This window comes from Streptomyces sp. NPDC012510, from assembly GCF_042955065.1.
Lineage (GTDB): Bacteria > Actinomycetota > Actinomycetes > Streptomycetales > Streptomycetaceae > Streptomyces.
This window is the reverse complement of record NZ_JBIBEN010000001.1, coordinates 92721-110205: the sequence shown is the minus strand read 5'-3', so window position 1 is coordinate 110205 and position 17485 is coordinate 92721. Positions and strand designations below refer to the sequence as shown.

General features: G+C 70.9%; 16 protein-coding genes. 12 read left to right on the top strand and 4 right to left on the bottom strand.

Going from position 1 to position 17485, the window contains the following annotated elements; all coding sequences use genetic code 11:
* Window positions 1-146: 146 nt before the first annotated feature.
* Window positions 147-563, bottom strand: a complete 417-nt coding sequence (locus ACFY9I_RS00470) for an SsgA family sporulation/cell division regulator (protein WP_390994579.1) — start codon at window positions 561-563, stop codon at window positions 147-149.
* A 295-nt stretch (window positions 564-858) separates the two neighbouring features.
* Between ACFY9I_RS00470 and ACFY9I_RS00465 the strand changes: the two genes are divergently transcribed.
* The 4 genes from ACFY9I_RS00465 to mmpA all read left to right on the top strand — a co-directional run bounded on the left by ACFY9I_RS00465 (window position 859) and on the right by mmpA (window position 3305).
* Window positions 859-1905: a WD40/YVTN/BNR-like repeat-containing protein gene (locus ACFY9I_RS00465; protein ID WP_390994576.1), complete on the top strand. Its 1047-nt coding sequence runs from the start codon at window positions 859-861 to the stop codon at window positions 1903-1905.
* A gap of 81 nt (window positions 1906-1986) precedes the next feature.
* The gene (locus ACFY9I_RS00460) at window positions 1987-2313 is read left to right on the top strand and encodes a plasmid stabilization protein (RefSeq protein WP_390994573.1); all 327 of its coding nucleotides are present in this window, start codon (window positions 1987-1989) and stop codon (window positions 2311-2313) included.
* Between the two features lie 46 nt (window positions 2314-2359).
* Complete coding sequence (locus ACFY9I_RS00455; RefSeq protein WP_390994570.1) at window positions 2360-3049, top strand: endonuclease V; 690 nt, start codon at window positions 2360-2362, stop codon at window positions 3047-3049.
* Window positions 3050-3158: 109 nt separating this feature from the next.
* Window positions 3159-3305, top strand: coding sequence for a morphogenic membrane protein MmpA (gene mmpA / locus ACFY9I_RS00450; RefSeq protein ID WP_390994567.1), 147 nt, complete (start codon window positions 3159-3161; stop codon window positions 3303-3305).
* An 87-nt stretch (window positions 3306-3392) separates the two neighbouring features.
* Here the strand turns inward: mmpA and ACFY9I_RS00445 are convergent, their stop codons facing one another.
* On the bottom strand, window positions 3393-4574 hold the full coding sequence (locus ACFY9I_RS00445) for a saccharopine dehydrogenase NADP-binding domain-containing protein (RefSeq protein ID WP_390994565.1): 1182 nt from the start codon (window positions 4572-4574) through the stop codon (window positions 3393-3395).
* Between the two features lie 93 nt (window positions 4575-4667).
* Here ACFY9I_RS00445 and ACFY9I_RS00440 point away from each other — a divergent pair, with 93 nt between their 5' ends.
* The 4 genes from ACFY9I_RS00440 to ACFY9I_RS00425 all read left to right on the top strand — a co-directional run bounded on the left by ACFY9I_RS00440 (window position 4668) and on the right by ACFY9I_RS00425 (window position 9970).
* Entirely contained in the window at window positions 4668-5048 is a 381-nt protein-coding gene (locus ACFY9I_RS00440; RefSeq protein WP_390994562.1) for an MmcQ/YjbR family DNA-binding protein, read from the top strand.
* A 179-nt stretch (window positions 5049-5227) separates the two neighbouring features.
* The gene (locus ACFY9I_RS00435; RefSeq protein WP_390994560.1) at window positions 5228-6469 is read left to right on the top strand and encodes a CoA transferase; all 1242 of its coding nucleotides are present in this window, start codon (window positions 5228-5230) and stop codon (window positions 6467-6469) included.
* A 47-nt stretch (window positions 6470-6516) separates the two neighbouring features.
* Entirely contained in the window at window positions 6517-7731 is a 1215-nt protein-coding gene (locus tag ACFY9I_RS00430; RefSeq protein WP_390994557.1) for an acetyl-CoA C-acetyltransferase, read from the top strand.
* A 64-nt stretch (window positions 7732-7795) separates the two neighbouring features.
* Entirely contained in the window at window positions 7796-9970 is a 2175-nt protein-coding gene (locus tag ACFY9I_RS00425) for a 3-hydroxyacyl-CoA dehydrogenase NAD-binding domain-containing protein (RefSeq protein ID WP_390995667.1), read from the top strand.
* A gap of 309 nt (window positions 9971-10279) precedes the next feature.
* Here the strand turns inward: ACFY9I_RS00425 and ACFY9I_RS00420 are convergent, their stop codons facing one another.
* Complete coding sequence (locus ACFY9I_RS00420) at window positions 10280-11119, bottom strand: MerR family transcriptional regulator (RefSeq protein WP_390994555.1); 840 nt, start codon at window positions 11117-11119, stop codon at window positions 10280-10282.
* Window positions 11120-11200: 81 nt separating this feature from the next.
* On the opposite strand from ACFY9I_RS00420, the gene ACFY9I_RS00415 reads away from it, so the two are divergent.
* The 4 genes from ACFY9I_RS00415 (at window position 11201) to ACFY9I_RS00400 (ending at window position 16331) form a co-directional block, all read left to right on the top strand.
* Entirely contained in the window at window positions 11201-11680 is a 480-nt protein-coding gene (locus tag ACFY9I_RS00415) for a macro domain-containing protein (protein WP_390994553.1), read from the top strand.
* 49 nt (window positions 11681-11729) lie between these two features.
* Window positions 11730-12206 (top strand): hypothetical protein, encoded by a 477-nt coding sequence (locus ACFY9I_RS00410; protein WP_390994551.1) that lies wholly within the window; start codon window positions 11730-11732, stop codon window positions 12204-12206.
* 266 nt (window positions 12207-12472) lie between these two features.
* Complete coding sequence (locus tag ACFY9I_RS00405) at window positions 12473-14437, top strand: Xaa-Pro dipeptidyl-peptidase (RefSeq protein WP_390994548.1); 1965 nt, start codon at window positions 12473-12475, stop codon at window positions 14435-14437.
* Window positions 14438-14606: 169 nt separating this feature from the next.
* On the top strand, window positions 14607-16331 hold the full coding sequence (locus ACFY9I_RS00400; protein ID WP_390994546.1) for a BCCT family transporter: 1725 nt from the start codon (window positions 14607-14609) through the stop codon (window positions 16329-16331).
* A gap of 157 nt (window positions 16332-16488) precedes the next feature.
* Here the strand turns inward: ACFY9I_RS00400 and ACFY9I_RS00395 are convergent, their stop codons facing one another.
* Window positions 16489-17439, bottom strand: a complete 951-nt coding sequence (locus ACFY9I_RS00395) for an FAD-dependent oxidoreductase (protein WP_390994543.1) — start codon at window positions 17437-17439, stop codon at window positions 16489-16491.
* Window positions 17440-17485 lie beyond the last annotated feature (46 nt).

Here is a 17485-nt window from a genome sequence, read left to right as displayed (position 1 = left end):
CGGCAACAGGACCGTGGAACAACGTACGGAGGGTCTCGGAGGGGTGTCAACGGATTAACGCGACGCCCGGACCCACCCCGCTTCAGCAGGCCGCCTCGGTAGACGTCCCGCCTCAGTAGACGTCCCGCCTCAGTAGGCGTCGCGCGTCAGTAGGCGTCCCGCATCAACTCCGCCAGATCGTGGTCCAGATCGACCTGGTGGTGCTCCAGGCCGAGCGGCACCAGGTCGGTCGTACTCTCCAGGAAACGCCGCACCTCACCGGCGTGGACGTGCACCACGGCGGTGCCCTCCGGGGCGTGGAACTCCAGGACCAGCCGCTCGTAGCCGTACGGACGCACGCGTACGTCCCCGTGGCCGACCGACTCCTCCATACCGGTGACGAGGAGTTCGCGGGCGAAGGTCCAGCAGACCTCGACACCCTCCAGCGTGGCCGGGGCGGGGAAGGTCATACGGACGGCGAAGGGATCCCGTCGGTCGTAGTGGAGCGTTGCGGGAATGCTCGGCATCCGCGGCGCGGCGGCGACGAGACGGGCCTCTACGGGCTGCTCGATGACGGTGGACAACGCCTTGCTCCCTTGTGACGGCTGGACGGACTCCGGATGGCTGAGACCGGGCATTTCAAGAGACGCGGGATCGGGCCGATCCGTGCACATGAGGGCCGAGTGACCTCTGTCACCGGGCCCAATCACTGAGGTGATCCATTTCTCATCCCGTGTCACGGGACATGGGAGAGGACACCGAACGCCACCCCGTGGTTCCCGGCCGAGGGCATCTGGACGGCACCGGACGGGTGGACTAACTTCGCCCGCCATGAGGGGCTTGGGGCAGTCGAGACGCAGGATTCGGACGAGTCGGACGATGGCGATGGGCCTGGCCGCGGTGGCGCTCGCCGCCGCCCTGGCGGTGCCCGCACAGGCGCATGGGGAGGGCCGTCCACCGCACTGGGAACTGAAGCAGACCGGTACCGACGTGCGCTTTCGCGGGCTCGCCGCCGTCAGCCGGAACAGCGCGTGGCTGGCCGGCTCGGCGGGGACCGTGCTGCGCACCGACGACGGGGGCAGGACCTGGCGCGACGTCTCACCGGCCGGCGCACAGGATCTGCAGTTCCGGGACGTCGAGGCATTCGACGCGCGCAGGGCGGTCGTGCTGGCCATCGGCGAGGGCGAGGCCTCCCGCGTGTACCGCACGGACGACGGCGGTGCGACCTGGACCGAGTCGTTCCGTAACACCGACCCGCGCGCCTTCTACGACTGCCTCACCTTCTTGGACCCTCGCCACGGGCTCGCCATGAGCGACCCGGTGGACGGGAAGTTCCGGATCCTGTCCACCAAGGACGGCGGCCGGTCCTGGAAGGTCCTGCCGAACGAGGGAATGCCCCCGGCGCTGGAGGGCGAGGCAGGGTTCGCGGCGAGCGGGCAGTGCCTGGTCGGCGCGGGTCCCCGCGATGTCTGGCTGGCCACCGGAGGGGCGGCACGCGCGCGTGTGCTGCACTCCGCCGACCGGGGGCTGACCTGGACGGCCGCCGACACCCCGGTCCCGGCGGGCGACCCCGCCCGGGGCATCTTCGCGCTGGCCTTCCGGGACCGGGCGCACGGCATCGCCGTCGGCGGCGACTACCGCGCCGACCAGCCGTCCCCGCAGGCCGCGGCCACCACCGGCGACGCCGGCCGCACCTGGGCGGCCGCCGCACAACCGCCGCCCGCCTACCGCTCCGGCGTCGCCTGGCTCCCGTACAGCCGTACGGCCGCGCTCGCCGTGGGTCCCACCGGCACCGACCTCACCACCGACGGCGGCCGCACCTGGCGCACGGTCGACACCGGCTCGTACGACACCGTCGACTGCGCCCCCGACCGGGGCTGCTGGGCGGCGGGGGAGAAGGGGCGCGTGGCCCGGCTGGAGAACTGAGCGGACAGCGACTTCCATGGGTTGCGGCTGATGAAAGGGGATACTTGAGACGTGTTCGCATCACGAAGGGAGTGATCGGCCATGCCACGCGGTTCGAGCCCCAAGAGGGAACGCCAGTACGAGCACATCAAGGAGAGTGCCCAGGACCGCGGAGAGAGCGAGTCGCGGGCGAAGGAGATCGCCGCGCGGACCGTCAACAAGGAACGCGCCCGGTCCGGTGAGTCCAGGACGGCGAGCCGCACCTCCACCAAGGACATGTCGTCGAGCAAGCGCGGCGGCCAGCGCTCGCACAAGGGCTCCGAGGGCCCCACCTACGACCAGCTCTACGAAGAGGCCAAGCGGAAGGGCATCCAGGGCCGGTCGGACATGAACAAGAGCCAGCTCCAGCGCGCCCTCGGCAACAAGTAGCCCCGGGCCGCGCCCCCGCGCCGGGATGCGTACGCTCGTCAGCACCATGACGACCGTACGCATCCCGGCGGGCTGGCCCGCCACCGAAGAGCAAGCCCTCGCCGTGCAGGACGAGTTGCGGGACAAGGTGATCCTCGACGAGTCCGGACCACCGCCCGGCACCGGGTACGTCACCGGAGTCGACGTGGCGTACGACGACGAGCGGGACGTGGTCGCGGCGGCGGCCGTGGTGCTGGAGGCGGCGACGCTGGACGTGGTCGCCGAGGCCACGGCGATCGGTCAGGTCTCCTTCCCGTACGTCCCCGGACTGCTGGCCTTCCGCGAGATCCCCACCGTGCTCGCCGCCCTCGACGCACTTCCGCGCGACCCCGGACTCGTCGTCTGCGACGGCTACGGCCTCGCCCATCCCCGCCGCTTCGGTCTCGCCGCCCATCTCGGCGTCCTCACCGGACTCCCCACGATCGGCGTCGCCAAGAACCCCTTCACCTTCACGTACGACGACCCGGACACGCCGCGTGGCAGTGCCTCCCCGCTCCTCGCGGGCGCCGAAGAAGTGGGCCGCGCCCTGCGCACCCGCGACGGCGTCAAACCCGTCTTCGTCTCCGTCGGCCACCGGGTGAGCCTCGACAACGCCTGCGCCCACACCCTCGCCCTCACCCCGGCCTACCGCCTCCCCGAGTCCACCCGCCGGGCCGACTCCCTGTGCAGACGGGCGCTGCGGGCCACCACCGACTGAACCCACGGCCGCGTCGGTCGCCACGGCGCGAAACGCGTACCCGATACCTGAGTACGAACTGAGTAGGAGTGCGGATGCCGGTGCGCGTCATGATCGGCAGGCTTGCCGCATGACGACGCACCGAGCCCCGAAGCCCGCCCCCAGCCCCACCCAGTCCGTCGAGCGGGCCGTGACGGCCGGACTGCTGCTCGCCGTGATCGCCGGGCTGGCCTGGATCGCCGGCATGGTCTACACGCTCACCGGTTGGGCCCAGTAGGGGCTCACCCGGTGAGCGCAGCAGGGCCCCGTCAGCCGGTGGCCCGAGAACGGCTTCCACCCGCTCGCACCGCGCGGCCGTGCCGCACTACCGGGACGCCGCCACCCGGAACGTGATCCCCGCCGCGCGCAGCCGCTCGATCAGCGCGTCACCCATTGCGACCGCCGTCGTGACCTGCCCCGATGTGGCCGGGAGGTCGTCGAGGGCCAGACACAGCGCGGACTCTGCGAACATCTTCGCCGTCTCGCCGTAGCCGGGGTCGCCGCCCGCGACCTCCGTGAAGACCCGGCGCCCGCCGCCCTCGCCCACGAACCGCACCGAGAACCAGCTCTTCGCCCGCTTCTCCGAACTCGGCCCCTCACCCGGCTTCAGCCGGTCGCCCAACCAGCGCCGCGCGGGCGATACCTGGGCGGCGGCGAACACGGCGCCGACCAACGCGACCCCGCCCACCGCGAACGACAGGGTCTTCACGGCCGCGTATTGGCGGTAACGGAAGTCCGGACCGTAGCGCGGCAGGGCGCGCGCCGAACGCTGCACCACAGCCGCGTCGATGGTCGGCAACGGCAGCGCCCACGCACCGACCTCCTTGGCGTACCGGGGCGCGCTCACCGGCGCGTACGCCCGTCGCCCCACCGTGCGCGGCTCATGCCGTTTGCGGTCCTGCGCCGCGGCCGCCGTCTGGCGGGTGCGGGAGAACCCGGTGAGCGCGGAGTGGAACGTCCCGCCCGAGACCCTGCCCCCGGCACGCACGAACCCGTCCACGGTGATCGGCACGTCCTCCGGGAGCTGCCGCACCGTGAAGTACACGCCCAGGTCGTGCGGTATCGAGTCGAAGCCCGCCGCGTGGACGATCCGGGCGCCGGTCTCGCGAGCGCGTGCGTCGTGCCGGACGAAGGTCAGGTCGACGAACTCGGGCTCACCGGTGAGATCGAGGTAGTCGGTGCCCTCGTCGGCGCAGGCTGCCACCAACTCCTCGCCGTAGGTGATGTACGGGCCTACGGTCGTGGCCACCACCCGCGCCTGCCGGGCGAGTTCGCGCACGGCCTCCGGGTCGGCCCCGTCCGCCTGGACGACTCCGATCTCCGCGCCGCCGGGCAGTCGCTCGCGCAGCGTGGCGAGCTTCTCCGCGTTGCGCCCGGCGATCGCCCAGCGCAGCCCCTCGGGCGCGTGTTCCGCGAGATACTCCGCGGTGAGCTGCCCGACGAACCCCGTGGCCCCGTAGAGCACGATGTCGTACACCCGATCCGCCCTGCCCTGCCCACTGCTCAATGGAACCCCTCAGCACTCGGCACCGTGCCGTTGTCGGTGGCTGAGGCTAGCGTGAGGAACGAGCAGCCGAACGCGCGGGATCCGGAGGTGGTCGTGACCGTACCCAGGAACGCCCTGAAAAAGTGGGAGAAGGTGCGCGGGTTCGCCCTCGGGATGCCCGGTGCGGTCGAGGAGTTCCCCTGGGGGGAGAGCGTCGCGAAGGTCAACAAGAAGGTGTTCGTGTTCCTCGGCGTCGACGACGGCAGCTATGCGTTGGGTGTCACCGTGAAGCTCAAGGACGAGGAGACCCACGCCCACGCCCTGAGCTGCCCCGGCGCCGAGCCTGCGGGATACGGCCTGGGCAAGGCCGGCTGGGTACGCGTTCCGCTGGAGGAGAAGGGCGCCCCGGGCGCGGAGCTGCTGTGCGACTGGGTCGAGGAGAGTTACCGCGTGATCGCCCCGAAGAGACTGATAGCCGAGCTGGAGGCCCGCTGAGCACGGCGCGGAGGCCCGGCGCCGGAGGCCCGGCGAGGCCGGGCTGACGTGCGCCGCGACTGCGGGCACAATGACGGGGCGCACGACTAAGCGTTTGCTCACTCAGGGCTTGTGCGCGGTGGAACGCGTTCTTAGCATCGCTGGTGTTACATCATTGGTGTCACAGAGCTGGGGGCTCGATGTCAGTGGCGAAAACGCCCGGACACGGTCCGCTCGCCGGTGTGCGCGTGGTCGAACTCGCGGGCATCGGCCCCGGACCGTTCGCCGCCATGCTCCTCGGCGACCTCGGCGCCGATGTCGTCCGCGTCGACCGGCCCGGCGGCGTGGGACTCGCCGTCAACCCCCTGTACGACGTCACCAACCGCAACAAGCGGTCCGTGATCGTCGACCTGAAGGCCGCGGACGGCCCGGACACCGTCCTCGACATGGCCGCACGCGCCGACATCCTGATCGAGGGCTACCGGCCGGGCGTCGCCGAACGCCTCGGCGTCGGCCCCGAGACCTGCCACGCCCGCAACCCCGAGCTGGTCTACGGCCGGATGACCGGCTGGGGCCAGCAGGGCCCCCTCGCCCAGCGCGCCGGCCATGACATCGCCTACATCGCCCTCACCGGCACCCTCGGCATGATCGGCACCCCGGACACCCCGCCCCCCGCCCCCGCCAACCTCCTCGGCGACTACGCGGGCGGCTCCCTCTACCTCGTCGTCGGCGTCCTCGCCGCCCTGCACCACGCCCGTGCCACCGGTGCCGGCCAGGTCGTGGACGCGGCCATCGTCGACGGCACTTCCCACCTCTCCGCGATGCTCCACGGCATGCTCGCCGCCGGCGGCTGGCAGGACCGCCGCGCCGCCAACCTCCTCGACGGGGGCTGCCCCTTCTACGGCACGTACGAGACGGCCGACGGCAGGTACGTCGCCGTCGGCGCCCTGGAGCAGCGGTTCTACGCGGAGTTCGTCGACCTCCTGGGCATCGACGACCGGGCCCCGGCCCGCAAGGACACGGCTGCCTGGGGCGAGTTGCGCGAGACGGTCGCGGCCCGCTTCAAGACCCGTACGAGGGACGAGTGGACGGCCGTCTTCGAGGGCTCCGACGCCTGCGTGGCCCCCGTCCTGTCACTGCGCGAGGCCCCACACCACCCGCATCTCGCGGCCCGGGGCACCTTCACCGACTTCGGCGGCATCACCCAGCCCGCCCCCGCGCCCCGCTTCTCCGCCACCCACACCTCGGTCCGCGTCGGACCCGCCCAGCCGGGTGCCGACACGGCTGACGTGGCCCACGACTGGGGAATATCCCGCCTGGTGGAGGACGCCTCCCCCAAGCACGCCTCCGTCAAGGACGCCTCCGTCAAGGACGGCCGTTCGACGGACTCCTCTCCGACGGACTCCTCTCCGACGGACCCCTCCGCGCCGGACACCGACTGACACCGGCCCCCGGGCCGCACCCTCCCGCCACTGGAAAGGCCAGACTCGTGAGCACCGAAGCGTACGTGTACGACGCGATCCGCACCCCGCGCGGTCGCGGCAAGGCGAACGGCTCCCTGCACGGAACCAAGCCCATCGACCTGGTCGTCGGGCTGATCCACGAGCTCCGGCGCCGCTTCCCGGACCTTGACCCGGCCGCCGTCGACGACATCGTGCTCGGTGTCGTCGGCCCGGTCGGCGACCAGGGTTCCGACATCGCCCGGATCGCCGCGATCGCCGCCGGACTGCCCGACACGGTCGCCGGCGTCCAGGAGAACCGCTTCTGTGCCTCGGGTCTGGAGGCCGTCAACCTGGCCGCCGCGAAAGTCCGTTCCGGCTGGGAGGACCTGGTGCTCGCGGGCGGTGTCGAGTCGATGTCCCGTGTGCCGATGGCCTCGGACGGCGGAGCCTGGTTCAACGACCCGATGACCAACCTCGCGGCCAACTTCGTGCCCCAGGGCATCGGCGCAGACCTCATCGCCACGATCGAGGGATTCTCGCGGCGCGACGTGGACGAGTACGCGGCACTGTCCCAGGAGCGGGCGGCGACCGCCTGGAAGGACGGCCGGTTCGACAGGTCCGTCGTCCCCGTCCGGCACAGCTCCGGCCTCGTGATCCTCGACCGCGACGAGCACATGCGGCCCGGCACGACCGCCGAATCGCTCGCGGCGCTCAAACCGTCCTTCGCGGACATCGGCGAACTGGGCGGCTTCGACGCGGTGGCGCTGCAGGAGTACCACTGGGTCGAGGAGATCGACCACGTCCACCACGCGGGCAACTCCTCCGGCATCGTGGACGGCGCCTCCCTCGTCGCCATCGGCACCCGGGAGGTCGGCGAGCGCTACGGTCTGCGCCCCCGTGCCCGCATCGTCTCCGCGGCCGTCTCCGGCTCCGAGCCCACCATCATGCTCACCGGCCCCGCGCCCGCCACCCGCAAGGCCCTCGCCAGGGCCAGGATGACCATCGACGACATCGACCTCGTCGAGATCAACGAGGCGTTCGCGGCCGTCGTCCTGCGCTTCGTGAAGGACATGGGCCTCTCGCTGGACAAGGTCAACGTCAACGGCGGTGCCATCGCCCTGGGCCACCCGCTGGGCGCCACCGGCGCGATGATCCTCGGCACGCTCATCGACGAACTGGAGCGGCAGAACAAGCGGTACGGGCTGGCCACGCTCTGCGTGGGCGGCGGTATGGGCGTCGCGACGATCGTCGAACGCGTCTAGACATTCCCCCCGGCACGTTACCCCGGCGGCACCGACTCTGATACTTCACGGAGACCCTCACATGATGACCGAGAGCACCACCATCCGCTGGGAACAGGACCGCACGGGCCTCGTCACCCTCGTCCTCGACGACCCCAACCAGTCCGCGAACACGATGAACCAGGCGTTCCGCGAGTCCCTCGCGGTGGTCACCGACCGGCTGGAGGCCGAGCGGGACACCATCCGCGGCATCATCGTCACCTCCGCCAAAAAGACCTTCTTCGCCGGCGGCGACCTCCGCGACCTCATCAAGGTCACCCCCGAGACCGCGCAGGAGCTCTTCGACGGCGGCATGGAGATCAAGCACCATCTGCGCCGCATCGAGACCCTGGGCAAGCCGGTCGTCGCGGCCATCAACGGCGCGGCCCTCGGCGGCGGTTACGAACTGGCCCTCGCCTGTCACCACCGCATCGCCCTCGACGCCCCCGGCTCCAAGATCGGCTGCCCTGAGGTCACCCTGGGCCTGCTCCCCGGAGGCGGTGGCGTCACCCGTACCGTACGGCTGCTGGGCATCGCCGACGCCCTGCTGAAGGTGCTGCTCCAGGGCACCCAGTACTCCCCGCGGCGCGCCCTGGACAACGGCCTCATCCATGAAGTGGCCACTACACACGACGAGTTGATGGCCAAGGCCCGCGCCTTCGTCGACGCCAACCCCGAGTCGCGCCAGCCCTGGGACGAGCCCGGCCATCGCATCCCCGGCGGCACCCCCGCCCACCCGAAGTTCGCGGCCAACCTGCCCGCCTTCCCCGCCACTCTGCGCAAACAGACGGGCGGCGCGCCGTATCCGGCACCGCGCAGCATCCTCGCCGCCGCCGTCGAGGGTGCCCAGGTCGACTTCGAGACGGCCCAGGTCATCGAGGCCCGCTACTTCGTGGAGCTGGCCGCCGGCCAGACGTCCAAGAACATGATCCAGGCCTTCTTCTTCGACCTCCAGGCCGTCAACTCCGGCGCGAACCGTCCCAAGGGCATCGAGCCCCGCCAGGTCCGCAAGGCCGCCGTCCTCGGCGCGGGGATGATGGGCGCCGGCATCGCGTACGCGTGCGCCCGCGCGGGCATCGAGGTGGTCCTGAAGGACGTGTCGCCCGAAGCGGCGGCCCAGGGCAAGGCGTACTCGGAGAAGCTGTGCGCCAAGGCAGTGTCTAGGGGCCGCACGACCCGGGACAAGGCCGACGCGCTCCTCGCCCGCATCACTCCCACCGCCGACGCGGCCGACCTCGCGGGCTGCGACGCCGTCATCGAGGCCGTGTTCGAGAACACCGAGCTCAAACACAAGGTCTTCCAGGAGATCGAGTCCGTCGTGGCACCGGACGCGTTGCTGTGCAGCAACACCTCCACCCTGCCCATCACCGAACTCGCCGAGGGCGTCACCCGCCGGTCCGACTTCATCGGCCTGCACTTCTTCTCACCTGTCGACAAGATGCCCCTCGTCGAGATCATCAAGGGCGAGCGGACGGGCGACGAGGCCCTGGCCCGCGCCTTCGACCTGGTCCGCCAGATCAAGAAGACCCCGATCGTCGTCAACGACTCACGCGGCTTCTTCACCTCCCGTGTCATCGGCCACTTCCTCAACGAGGGGGTGGCGATGGTCGGCGAGGGCATCGAGCCGGCGTCCGTCGAACAGGCGGCGGCCCAGGCCGGCTACCCCGCCAAGGTCCTCTCCCTCATGGACGAGCTGACCCTCACCCTGCCGCGCAAGATCCGCGCCGAGTCCCGGCGGACCGTGGAGGAGTCGGGCGGCACGTGGGTGGAGCACCCGGCGGACGCGGTCATCGACCGGATGGTCGACGAGTTCGGGCGGCCGGGGCGCAGTGGTGGCGCCGGGTTCTACGACTACGCCCCCGACGGCCGCCGCGCGAAACTCTGGCCAGGCCTCCGGGAACACTTCACCAGGCCGGGGCATCGGATCCCCTTCGAGGACATGCGGGAACGCATGCTCTTCGCCGAAGCCCTCGACACCGTCCGCCTCCTGGAGGAGGACGTCCTCACCTCGGTCGCCGACGCCAACATCGGCTCCCTCTTCGGCATCGGCTTCCCCGGCTGGACCGGCGGCGTCCTCCAGTACATCAACGGCTACGAGGGCGGCCTCCCCGGTTTCGTGGCCCGCGCGCGGGAACTCGCCGCCCGCTACGGCGAGCGGTTCGCGCCCCCGGCATTGCTGCTGGAGAAGGCGGAGAGGGGGGAACGCTTCAACGACGCGTGATCCCCGGGATCCTGCCGAGCGCCTCATGGCTCGGGGGTGCGGGGGTATGGGCGGGTGCGGGTGACCTCATGGTTGCTCGCGCCGTTCCTGGCGCCCCTGGAAGATCGGACCCCGCGCCCTGAAGAACACGGGGGTAGCCCGTGTTCTTCAGGGGCGCGGGGAACTGCGCGAGCAACCCCCACTCACCCGCACCCGCCGACGAACCGCGTCCCCCGCTCTCCGACGCGTGGCGGGGTCGAAGGGGCGCAGCCCCTGGGGATGAGAAGGGTAGGGGTGGCCGGGGGCGATCGGCATGCCTGCGACCGTCGTTCAGGACTCCGCCGGCCACTGCCTCAGCTCTTCCCGCAACGACCGCTGAAAGGTCGTCAACAACGCCTGCACCACCAGCGGCCCCATGTGGGCGGACAGAGACCTCACCGCCTGCGGATCGCGTCCGGCCACGGCGTCGCGGAAGAGCAGGGACAGCTCCTGGGCCGCCAGCCGAGAGTGCTCGATCAGGACGTTCCGCGCGGCGAGGATCGACCCCTCGGACAGGGGTGCGTCGATCAGCTCCACACCGAGCCGCAGCAGCCCGGGATCGACACGGAGCCCGTCGCCGTCCCGCTCGACCACGCCCATGGCCACCAGCCGCTCGAACTCCCGCTCGCCCAGGGACCGCCCGGCCCGCCGGTCGAGCTCGTCCCGTGTCACCGTCTCCACCGTGTCCGGCGCCCACGAGGCCACGACCGCGCGCTGGAGGGCGAGGTCGCGCGGGGTGAGGTCCGGCGGTAGCTGCCCCAGATACCGCTCGATGGCCGCGAGGGTCATGCCCTGCCGCTGCAGCTCCTCGATCAACGCGAGCCGCGCGAGATGGTCGCGCCCGTAGTGCCCGACCCGGCGCGGACCGATCACCGGTGGCGGCAGCAGACCCCGGGTGCCGTAGAAGCGGACCGTGCGCACCGTGACACCCGCCCGCGCGGCCAGTTCGTCGACGGTGAGGACGATGTCGTCAACGCCTTCCCCGGAGCCGGAGCCGGAGCCGGTGCCGGAGCCGGAGCCGGTGCCGGAGCCGGTGCCGGTGCCGGAGCCGGTGCCGGAGCCCGAGGCGGTGCCGGAATCCGAGCCGGAGCCCGAGCCGGTGCCGGTGCTCTCTCCGGTGTCCGTCGTCATGCACAGCAGTATCGCCGTCCCACCAGTGCTGCAACACCTCGGACGGCGTCGATTGTCAGTGCCGCCCCGTACGGTGGCGTCATGTCGGGGATCACATATGTCCGGGGTGACGCCACCGTGCCGCTGGGCAAGGGAGTCAAGGTGATCGCCCATGTCAGCAACGACATCGGCGGTTGGGGCAAGGGCTTCGTCCTCGCCCTCTCCCGTCGCTGGCCGGAACCGGAGGCCGCCTACCGCGCCTGGCACCGTGACCGCGCGCACAACGACTTCGGTCTCGGCGCCGCCCAGTTCGTCCAGGTCGGCCCCTACACCTGGGTCGCCAACCTGATAGGCCAGCGCGGCACCCGCACCGGCAGCAAGGGCGTCCCCGTCCGCTACGAGGCCATCGACACGGCCCTGGGCCGGCTCGCCGACAAGGCCCTGCAGCTGGAGGCCTCGGTCCACATGCCCCGCATCGGTTGTGGCCTCGCGGGCGGTAAGTGGTCCCGGGTGGAGCCGCTGATCATCGACCGGTTGGTGGGACGGGGGATATCCGTGACGGTGTACGACCACGGGGACTGATCAGCGACGAGTGCGGTACCCCGCGTGTGCGAGCGGGTAAGGCACCCGTATGGATCTTCTCCCGATGGACATCGGCCCGTTGAACCCCGTCGTCGGGGAACTAGTCGTCGCATCGGTGCTGTTCGCACTCGTGTTCCTCATCTTCGTCCGACTCGTGCCCCGGATCGAGCGAGTCCTGGACGAACGCGAGGCCGCGACCAAGGGAGCCGAGGCACAGGCTGAAGCCGTACGGCAGGAGGCGGAGGCCAAACGGGCCGAGCTGGCAGCGATCCTCGCCGAGGCCCGCCACGCCGCCGCCCGCATCCGCCAGCAGGCCTTCGAGGAGGGCACCGCCCTGGTCTCCGCCGCCCGCGCCGAGGGCCTGCGTGAACAACGGAGAATCATCACCGAGGGCCACGCCCGCCTCGCCTTCGACCGCACCACGGTCGAACCCGAACTCCGCACCTACGCCTCGGAACTGGCCTCGAACCTGGCGAGCAAGGTCCTCGGCGAACCCATCGAAGCCAAGGTCCAGCCCCGCCCCTGAGGGAAAGGAGGCATGCGGCCCCTTTCCCTCAGGGGCCGGGTGGAACTGCGCGATCAGTGCGCCGACGGTGCAGGCGTGGCACAACTCGAAGCATCTTGAGTCCCTGGAGGCCCGGACGGGTTCATGGCCGCCCCTGTCACACGATCACCGCTCGGCCGACACAGGAGACCCCGCCCCACGCCTCTTTCCAGCCACACCGTGGCCGAAGTCCCGCGCACCCCAAGGGCCCTCTTTTGCACAGGAGTTGACCGCAGTACCGTCCGCGCATGCCGATACCTGCGCGACGTATGCGCTTCACGACCTGGAGATCGCTCGCGACGGCGGCCACGGCCGCCGCCCTCACGGCCTCGTTCCTCACCCCGGCGGTGGCCGGCACCCCGGCCCCCCGGAAGAGCGAGCCGGTCTACTCGTACGACAAGGCCGTCCGCGAGGCCGTCTGGGTCGACACCGGACTCGACGGTGACCGTGACGGCCGGACGGACCGGGTCGCCGTCGACATCGTCCGCCCGAGTGAACCCGCCCTGCGGGGGCGCAAAGTGCCCGTGATCATGGACGCCAGCCCGTACTACTCCTGCTGTGGACGGGGCAACGAGGGTCAGCGCAAGACGTACGACGCCAACGGGAACGTCGTCCAGATGCCGCTGTTCTACGACAACTACTTCGTGCCCCGCGGCTACGCCTTCGTCGCCGTCGACCTCGCCGGCACCAACCGCTCCGACGGCTGTGTCGACGTCGGCGGCCGCTCCGACATCCAGTCCGCCAAGGCGGTCGTCGACTGGCTCAACGGCCGAGGCAGGGCGTACACCACCCGCACGGGCTCGAAGAAGGCCAAGGCCGGCTGGACCAACGGCAGAACCGGCATGATCGGCAAGAGCTACGACGGCACGGTCGCCAACGGTGTGGCCGCCACCGGGGTCGAGGGCCTGGAGACCATCGTCCCGATCGGCGCGATCTCCTCCTGGTACGACTACTACTTCGCCCAGGGCGCCCCCCTCTACGACTCCGGCCCCGAGTGGCTGTCCGACTACGTCGAGAGCCCCGACGCCCGCGCCAAGTGCGCGGCCGTCCAGCGGGAACTGGTCGACGGCGCGCCGCGCACCGGCGACTGGACCCCGCTGTGGACCGAGCGGAACTACGTCAAGGACGTCCGGAAGATCGACGCCAGCGTCTTCGTCATCCACGGACAGCAGGACCTCAACGTCCGGCCCAAGCACTTCGGCCAGTGGTGGGACGCCCTCGCGAAGCACGGTGTCGAACGCAAGATCTGGCTCTCCCAGGTCGGCCACGTCGATCCGTTCGACTTCCGCCGAGCGGAGTGGGTCGACACACTGCACCGCTGGTTCGACCACGAACTCCTCGGCTACGACAACGGCATCGACGACGAGCCCATGGCCGACATCGAACGCCACCCCGACCAGTGGGAGACCGCGAAGGTCTGGCCGCCGCGCGCCACACGGACCACGACCCTCCGCCCGGCCGAAGGCGCCCAGGCCGGCGTCGGCACCCTGGGTCTGCGCAAGCGGACCGGCACCGAGACCTTCACCGACGACCCGTCGCTGAACGAGACCGACTGGGCCGCGCACATCGACCGGTCCACGCCCGAGAAAGCCGGCTTCGTCACCCCGCCGCTGACCGAGGACGTGCGTCTCTCCGGCTCCTCGAAGGTGACCGTCACCGCCACCCCCACCACCTCCACCGCCCATCTCTCGGCGGTCCTCGTGGATCTCGGCCCGGACACCATCCGCGACTACGCCACCGCGGGAGAGGGCATCACGACCCTCACCGAGCGCACCTGCTGGGGCCCGAGCACCACCGGCGACAGCTCCTGCTTCCGGGAGACCACGGCCAAGACGGCCGACGTCGACTACACGATCTTCAGCCGGGGCTGGGCCGACCTCGGCAACCACTCCTCCACCACGGGAGCTCCGCTGACGCCCGGCACCCCGTACACCATCACCCTCGACCTCCACGCGAGCGACCACGTCGTCCCGGCGGGGCACCGGCTCGCACTGATCATCGCGGGCACCGACAAGGACCTCATCGACCCGCCGTCGACCACGCCCACGCTGACCCTCGACCTCAAGCACACCTCCGCCAAGGTCCCGCTGGTCGGTGGTGCCGCCGCCTTCGAGAAGGCGACCTCGGGCGCCACCGCCGCTCCGGAGTCGTCAGTCCTCGACGGCGTAGGCGACCCGAGCCGGGCCGACCGTGTCCCGGACGGCGGCGTATGAGGACCCGTGTCGCGACGCTGATCGCCACCGCCCTCGCCGCGCCCCTGCTCTCCACACCGGCACAGGCGGCGGACACCACCTGTTGAACAAGTAAGCATCGCGTCACATGGGGAAGAGCTTCCTGGGCAGGAGAGTGGCAGTTCCAGCCACTCGCTGAAAGGTTCCCCCTGTGACGCACGATCAACGCACCACCCACCACGGGGGAGGCGCGCTTCCAGGTTCGGAGGCGGGTCTCCCCGGCGGCGGGCGGCCCCGCACGGACCGCGTCGTGTTCGGTGTGACGGCGGCGCTCACCCTGGCCTTCGTGCTCTGGGGCGCCATCTGGACCGACTCGCTCGAAACCGCCTCCGGCACGATGCTGAGCGGCCTGCTCCACAACGGTGGCTGGGCCTTCATGCTGGCCGCCTCCTGCTTCGTCGTCTTCGCCCTCTGGCTCGCGGTCAGCCGCTACGGCCGGATCCACCTCGGGGTCGAGGGAGAGAAGCCCGAGTTCCGCACGGTGTCCTGGGTCGCCATGATGTTCAGCGCCGGCATGGGCATCGGCCTGATGTTCTACGGCGTCAGCGAGCCCCTCGCCCACTACACCGCGCCCCCGCCGGGCACCAACCCCCAAGGCCCCGGCGAGCGCATGGAAACGGCGATGGCGACCACCCTCTTCCACTGGACGCTGCATCCTTGGGCGATCTACGCGGTGGTCGGCCTGGCCATCGCCTACAGCACGTTCCGCAAGCAGCGCCGCCAGACCATCAGTGCCGTCTTCACCCCGCTGATCGGCGAGAAACACGCCAACGGCACCGCGGGCCGGGCCATCGACATCCTGGCGATCATCGCCACGATCTTCGGCTCGGCGGCCTCCCTGGGCCTCGGCGCCCTCCAGATCGGCTCCGGCTTCCAGGAGCTGGACTGGATGAACAAGGCGAGCACCGGCCTGCTCGTCGGGATCATCGCCGTCCTCACCCTGGCCTTCGTGGCCTCCGCCGTCTCCGGTGTGGAGAAGGGCATCCAGTGGTTGTCCAACACCAACATGGTGCTGGCCCTGCTGCTCGCCGTCTTCGTCTTCGTCGCCGGCCCGACCATCCTCGTCCTCGACCTGCTGCCCACCTCGGCCTTCTCCTACCTCGGCGACCTGACCCAGCTCGCGGGCCGCACGGAGGCGTCCGGCGGCAAGGGCGTGGCCGACTGGCTCGGCAGCTGGACCGTCTTCTACTGGGCGTGGTGGATCTCCTGGACGCCCTTCGTCGGCATGTTCATCGCCCGCATCAGCCGCGGCCGCACCATCCGTCAGTTCGTCGGCGGCGTCATACTCGTCCCCAGCTCGGTCAGCCTCGTCTGGTTCGCCGTCTTCGGCGGCACCGCGATGAAACTCCAGGGGCAGGGTCGGCTCGGTGAGGAGGCGACCCCGGAGGGCCAGCTCTTCGCGGTGTTGCACGAGTTCCCGATGGCCACGGTCTCAAGCCTGCTCGTGATGATTCTCGTCGGCATCTTCTTCGTCTCCGGCGCCGACGCCGCGTCCATCGTCATGGGCACGCTCTCCCAGCGCGGCGCGCTGGAACCCGGCCGGTTCGTCGTCGTCTTCTGGGGTGTCGTCACCGGAGCGGTCGCCGCGATCATGCTCCTCGTCGGCAGCGGTCAGGGCGACGCCCTGACCGGCCTGCAGAACCTCACGATCCTGGCCGCCGCGCCGTTCGTCCTCGTCATGATCGGCATGTGCGTCTCCCTGATGCGCGACCTGCGTCGCGACTCGGTGATCGTCCGCGAGGAAATGGCCTCCGAAGCGGTCGAACTCGCCGTCATCGAGGGCCACAAGCGTTACGACGGCGAGTTCGAGATCAGGGTCGGCCCGGGTCAGGGAACGGAGATCGAGGGGGACCCGATCGGCCATCGCGCGGAGTGAGGGCGGCCGTACCGAGCGCCGCCGGGGCGTGGGGAGTGGGCAGCGCGGCCCGTCGGTGGCCGGTAGCGCGGTTCCCCGCGCCCCGTCGGTGGCCGGTAGCGCGGTTCCCCGCGCCCCGTCGGTGGCCGGTAGCGCAGTTGCCCGCGCGCCCCGACGGTCATCCGGTGGCGAGTCGTGCCGCCTCCCGCGCACAGCCCCACGCCACCGTGACGCCGGCCCCACCGTGGCCGTAGTTGTGGACCAACACCCGCCCGTCCGGAAGGATTTCGCGTTCCAGACGCACCGCCGGGCGGGTGGGCCGCAACCCCACCCGATGCTCGATCACCCGTGCCCCCGCGATCTCGGGCCGGACCGCCGCACACCGCTTCACGATCCTCTCGGCGATCAACGGGTCCGGCGTCAAGGACCACGCGTCCTCCTCCGCCGTACCGCCCAGGATCAGCCCACCCGGCTGCGGAAGGAAGTACGTGCTCTCGGCTCCGGAGTGATCCACCGACGTGCGCCACGTGGTGACCCCCGGGTTCTCCACGACGACCAGTTGCCCCCGCACCGGCCGCACGGAAGGATCCGGCACCAGCTCCCGCGCGCCGAGCCCCGTGCAGTTGACGACCACCCGCGCGTCGACCGCCGTCAGGTCCGTGACCGTACGCTCCTCGACCGCCCCGCCCGCCGCGACGAACCGCTCGCGCAGCCACCGCAGATGGGTCGTCATGTCGATCAGCGGCAGTCGCGCCCACAGCCCGACCCCCCGATACTCCTCGGCCGTCGCCGCCCGCAGCCCCGCCACCCGCGAGGCCCACGCACCGAGCCCGTCCAGCGCCGTCTCACCATGTACGCCCTCGACCAGGCGTACGCCCGTCTCGTCCGGCAGGGACGCCAATTCCTCGTACACGGCCAGCGACTCGAGCGCCCACGCGCCGACCAGTTCCTCCGGTTCGATCCGGTACGGCCACCACAGGCCGCCCGCGACGGCGGACGTGGTCCGCTCGCCGGGCTCGCGTGCCCAGATCCGGACCTGCCCGCCGCTCTCCGCCAGCACCACGGCCGTCGTGAGGCCGACGACTCCGCCGCCGACCACGATCACCTCGCTGTTCGATTCATTGGTCACGCAGGGACGTTAGCGGAATATGTCATGTGGTGCTCACAAGTCAGCT

Coding starts and splice junctions, on each gene's coding strand:
- ACFY9I_RS00465 (WP_390994576.1), top strand. CDS start 859: ATGGCGATGGGCCTGGCCGCGGTGGCGCTCGCCGCCGCCCTGGCGGTG.
- ACFY9I_RS00460 (WP_390994573.1), top strand. CDS start 1,987: ATGCCACGCGGTTCGAGCCCCAAGAGGGAACGCCAGTACGAGCACATC.
- ACFY9I_RS00455 (WP_390994570.1), top strand. CDS start 2,360: ATGACGACCGTACGCATCCCGGCGGGCTGGCCCGCCACCGAAGAGCAA.
- mmpA (WP_390994567.1), top strand. CDS start 3,159: ATGACGACGCACCGAGCCCCGAAGCCCGCCCCCAGCCCCACCCAGTCC.
- ACFY9I_RS00435 (WP_390994560.1), top strand. CDS start 5,228: ATGTCAGTGGCGAAAACGCCCGGACACGGTCCGCTCGCCGGTGTGCGC.
- ACFY9I_RS00425 (WP_390995667.1), top strand. CDS start 7,796: ATGACCGAGAGCACCACCATCCGCTGGGAACAGGACCGCACGGGCCTC.
- ACFY9I_RS00420 (WP_390994555.1), bottom strand. CDS start 11,119: ATGACGACGGACACCGGAGAGAGCACCGGCACCGGCTCGGGCTCCGGC.
- ACFY9I_RS00415 (WP_390994553.1), top strand. CDS start 11,201: ATGTCGGGGATCACATATGTCCGGGGTGACGCCACCGTGCCGCTGGGC.
- ACFY9I_RS00410 (WP_390994551.1), top strand. CDS start 11,730: ATGGATCTTCTCCCGATGGACATCGGCCCGTTGAACCCCGTCGTCGGG.
- ACFY9I_RS00405 (WP_390994548.1), top strand. CDS start 12,473: ATGCCGATACCTGCGCGACGTATGCGCTTCACGACCTGGAGATCGCTC.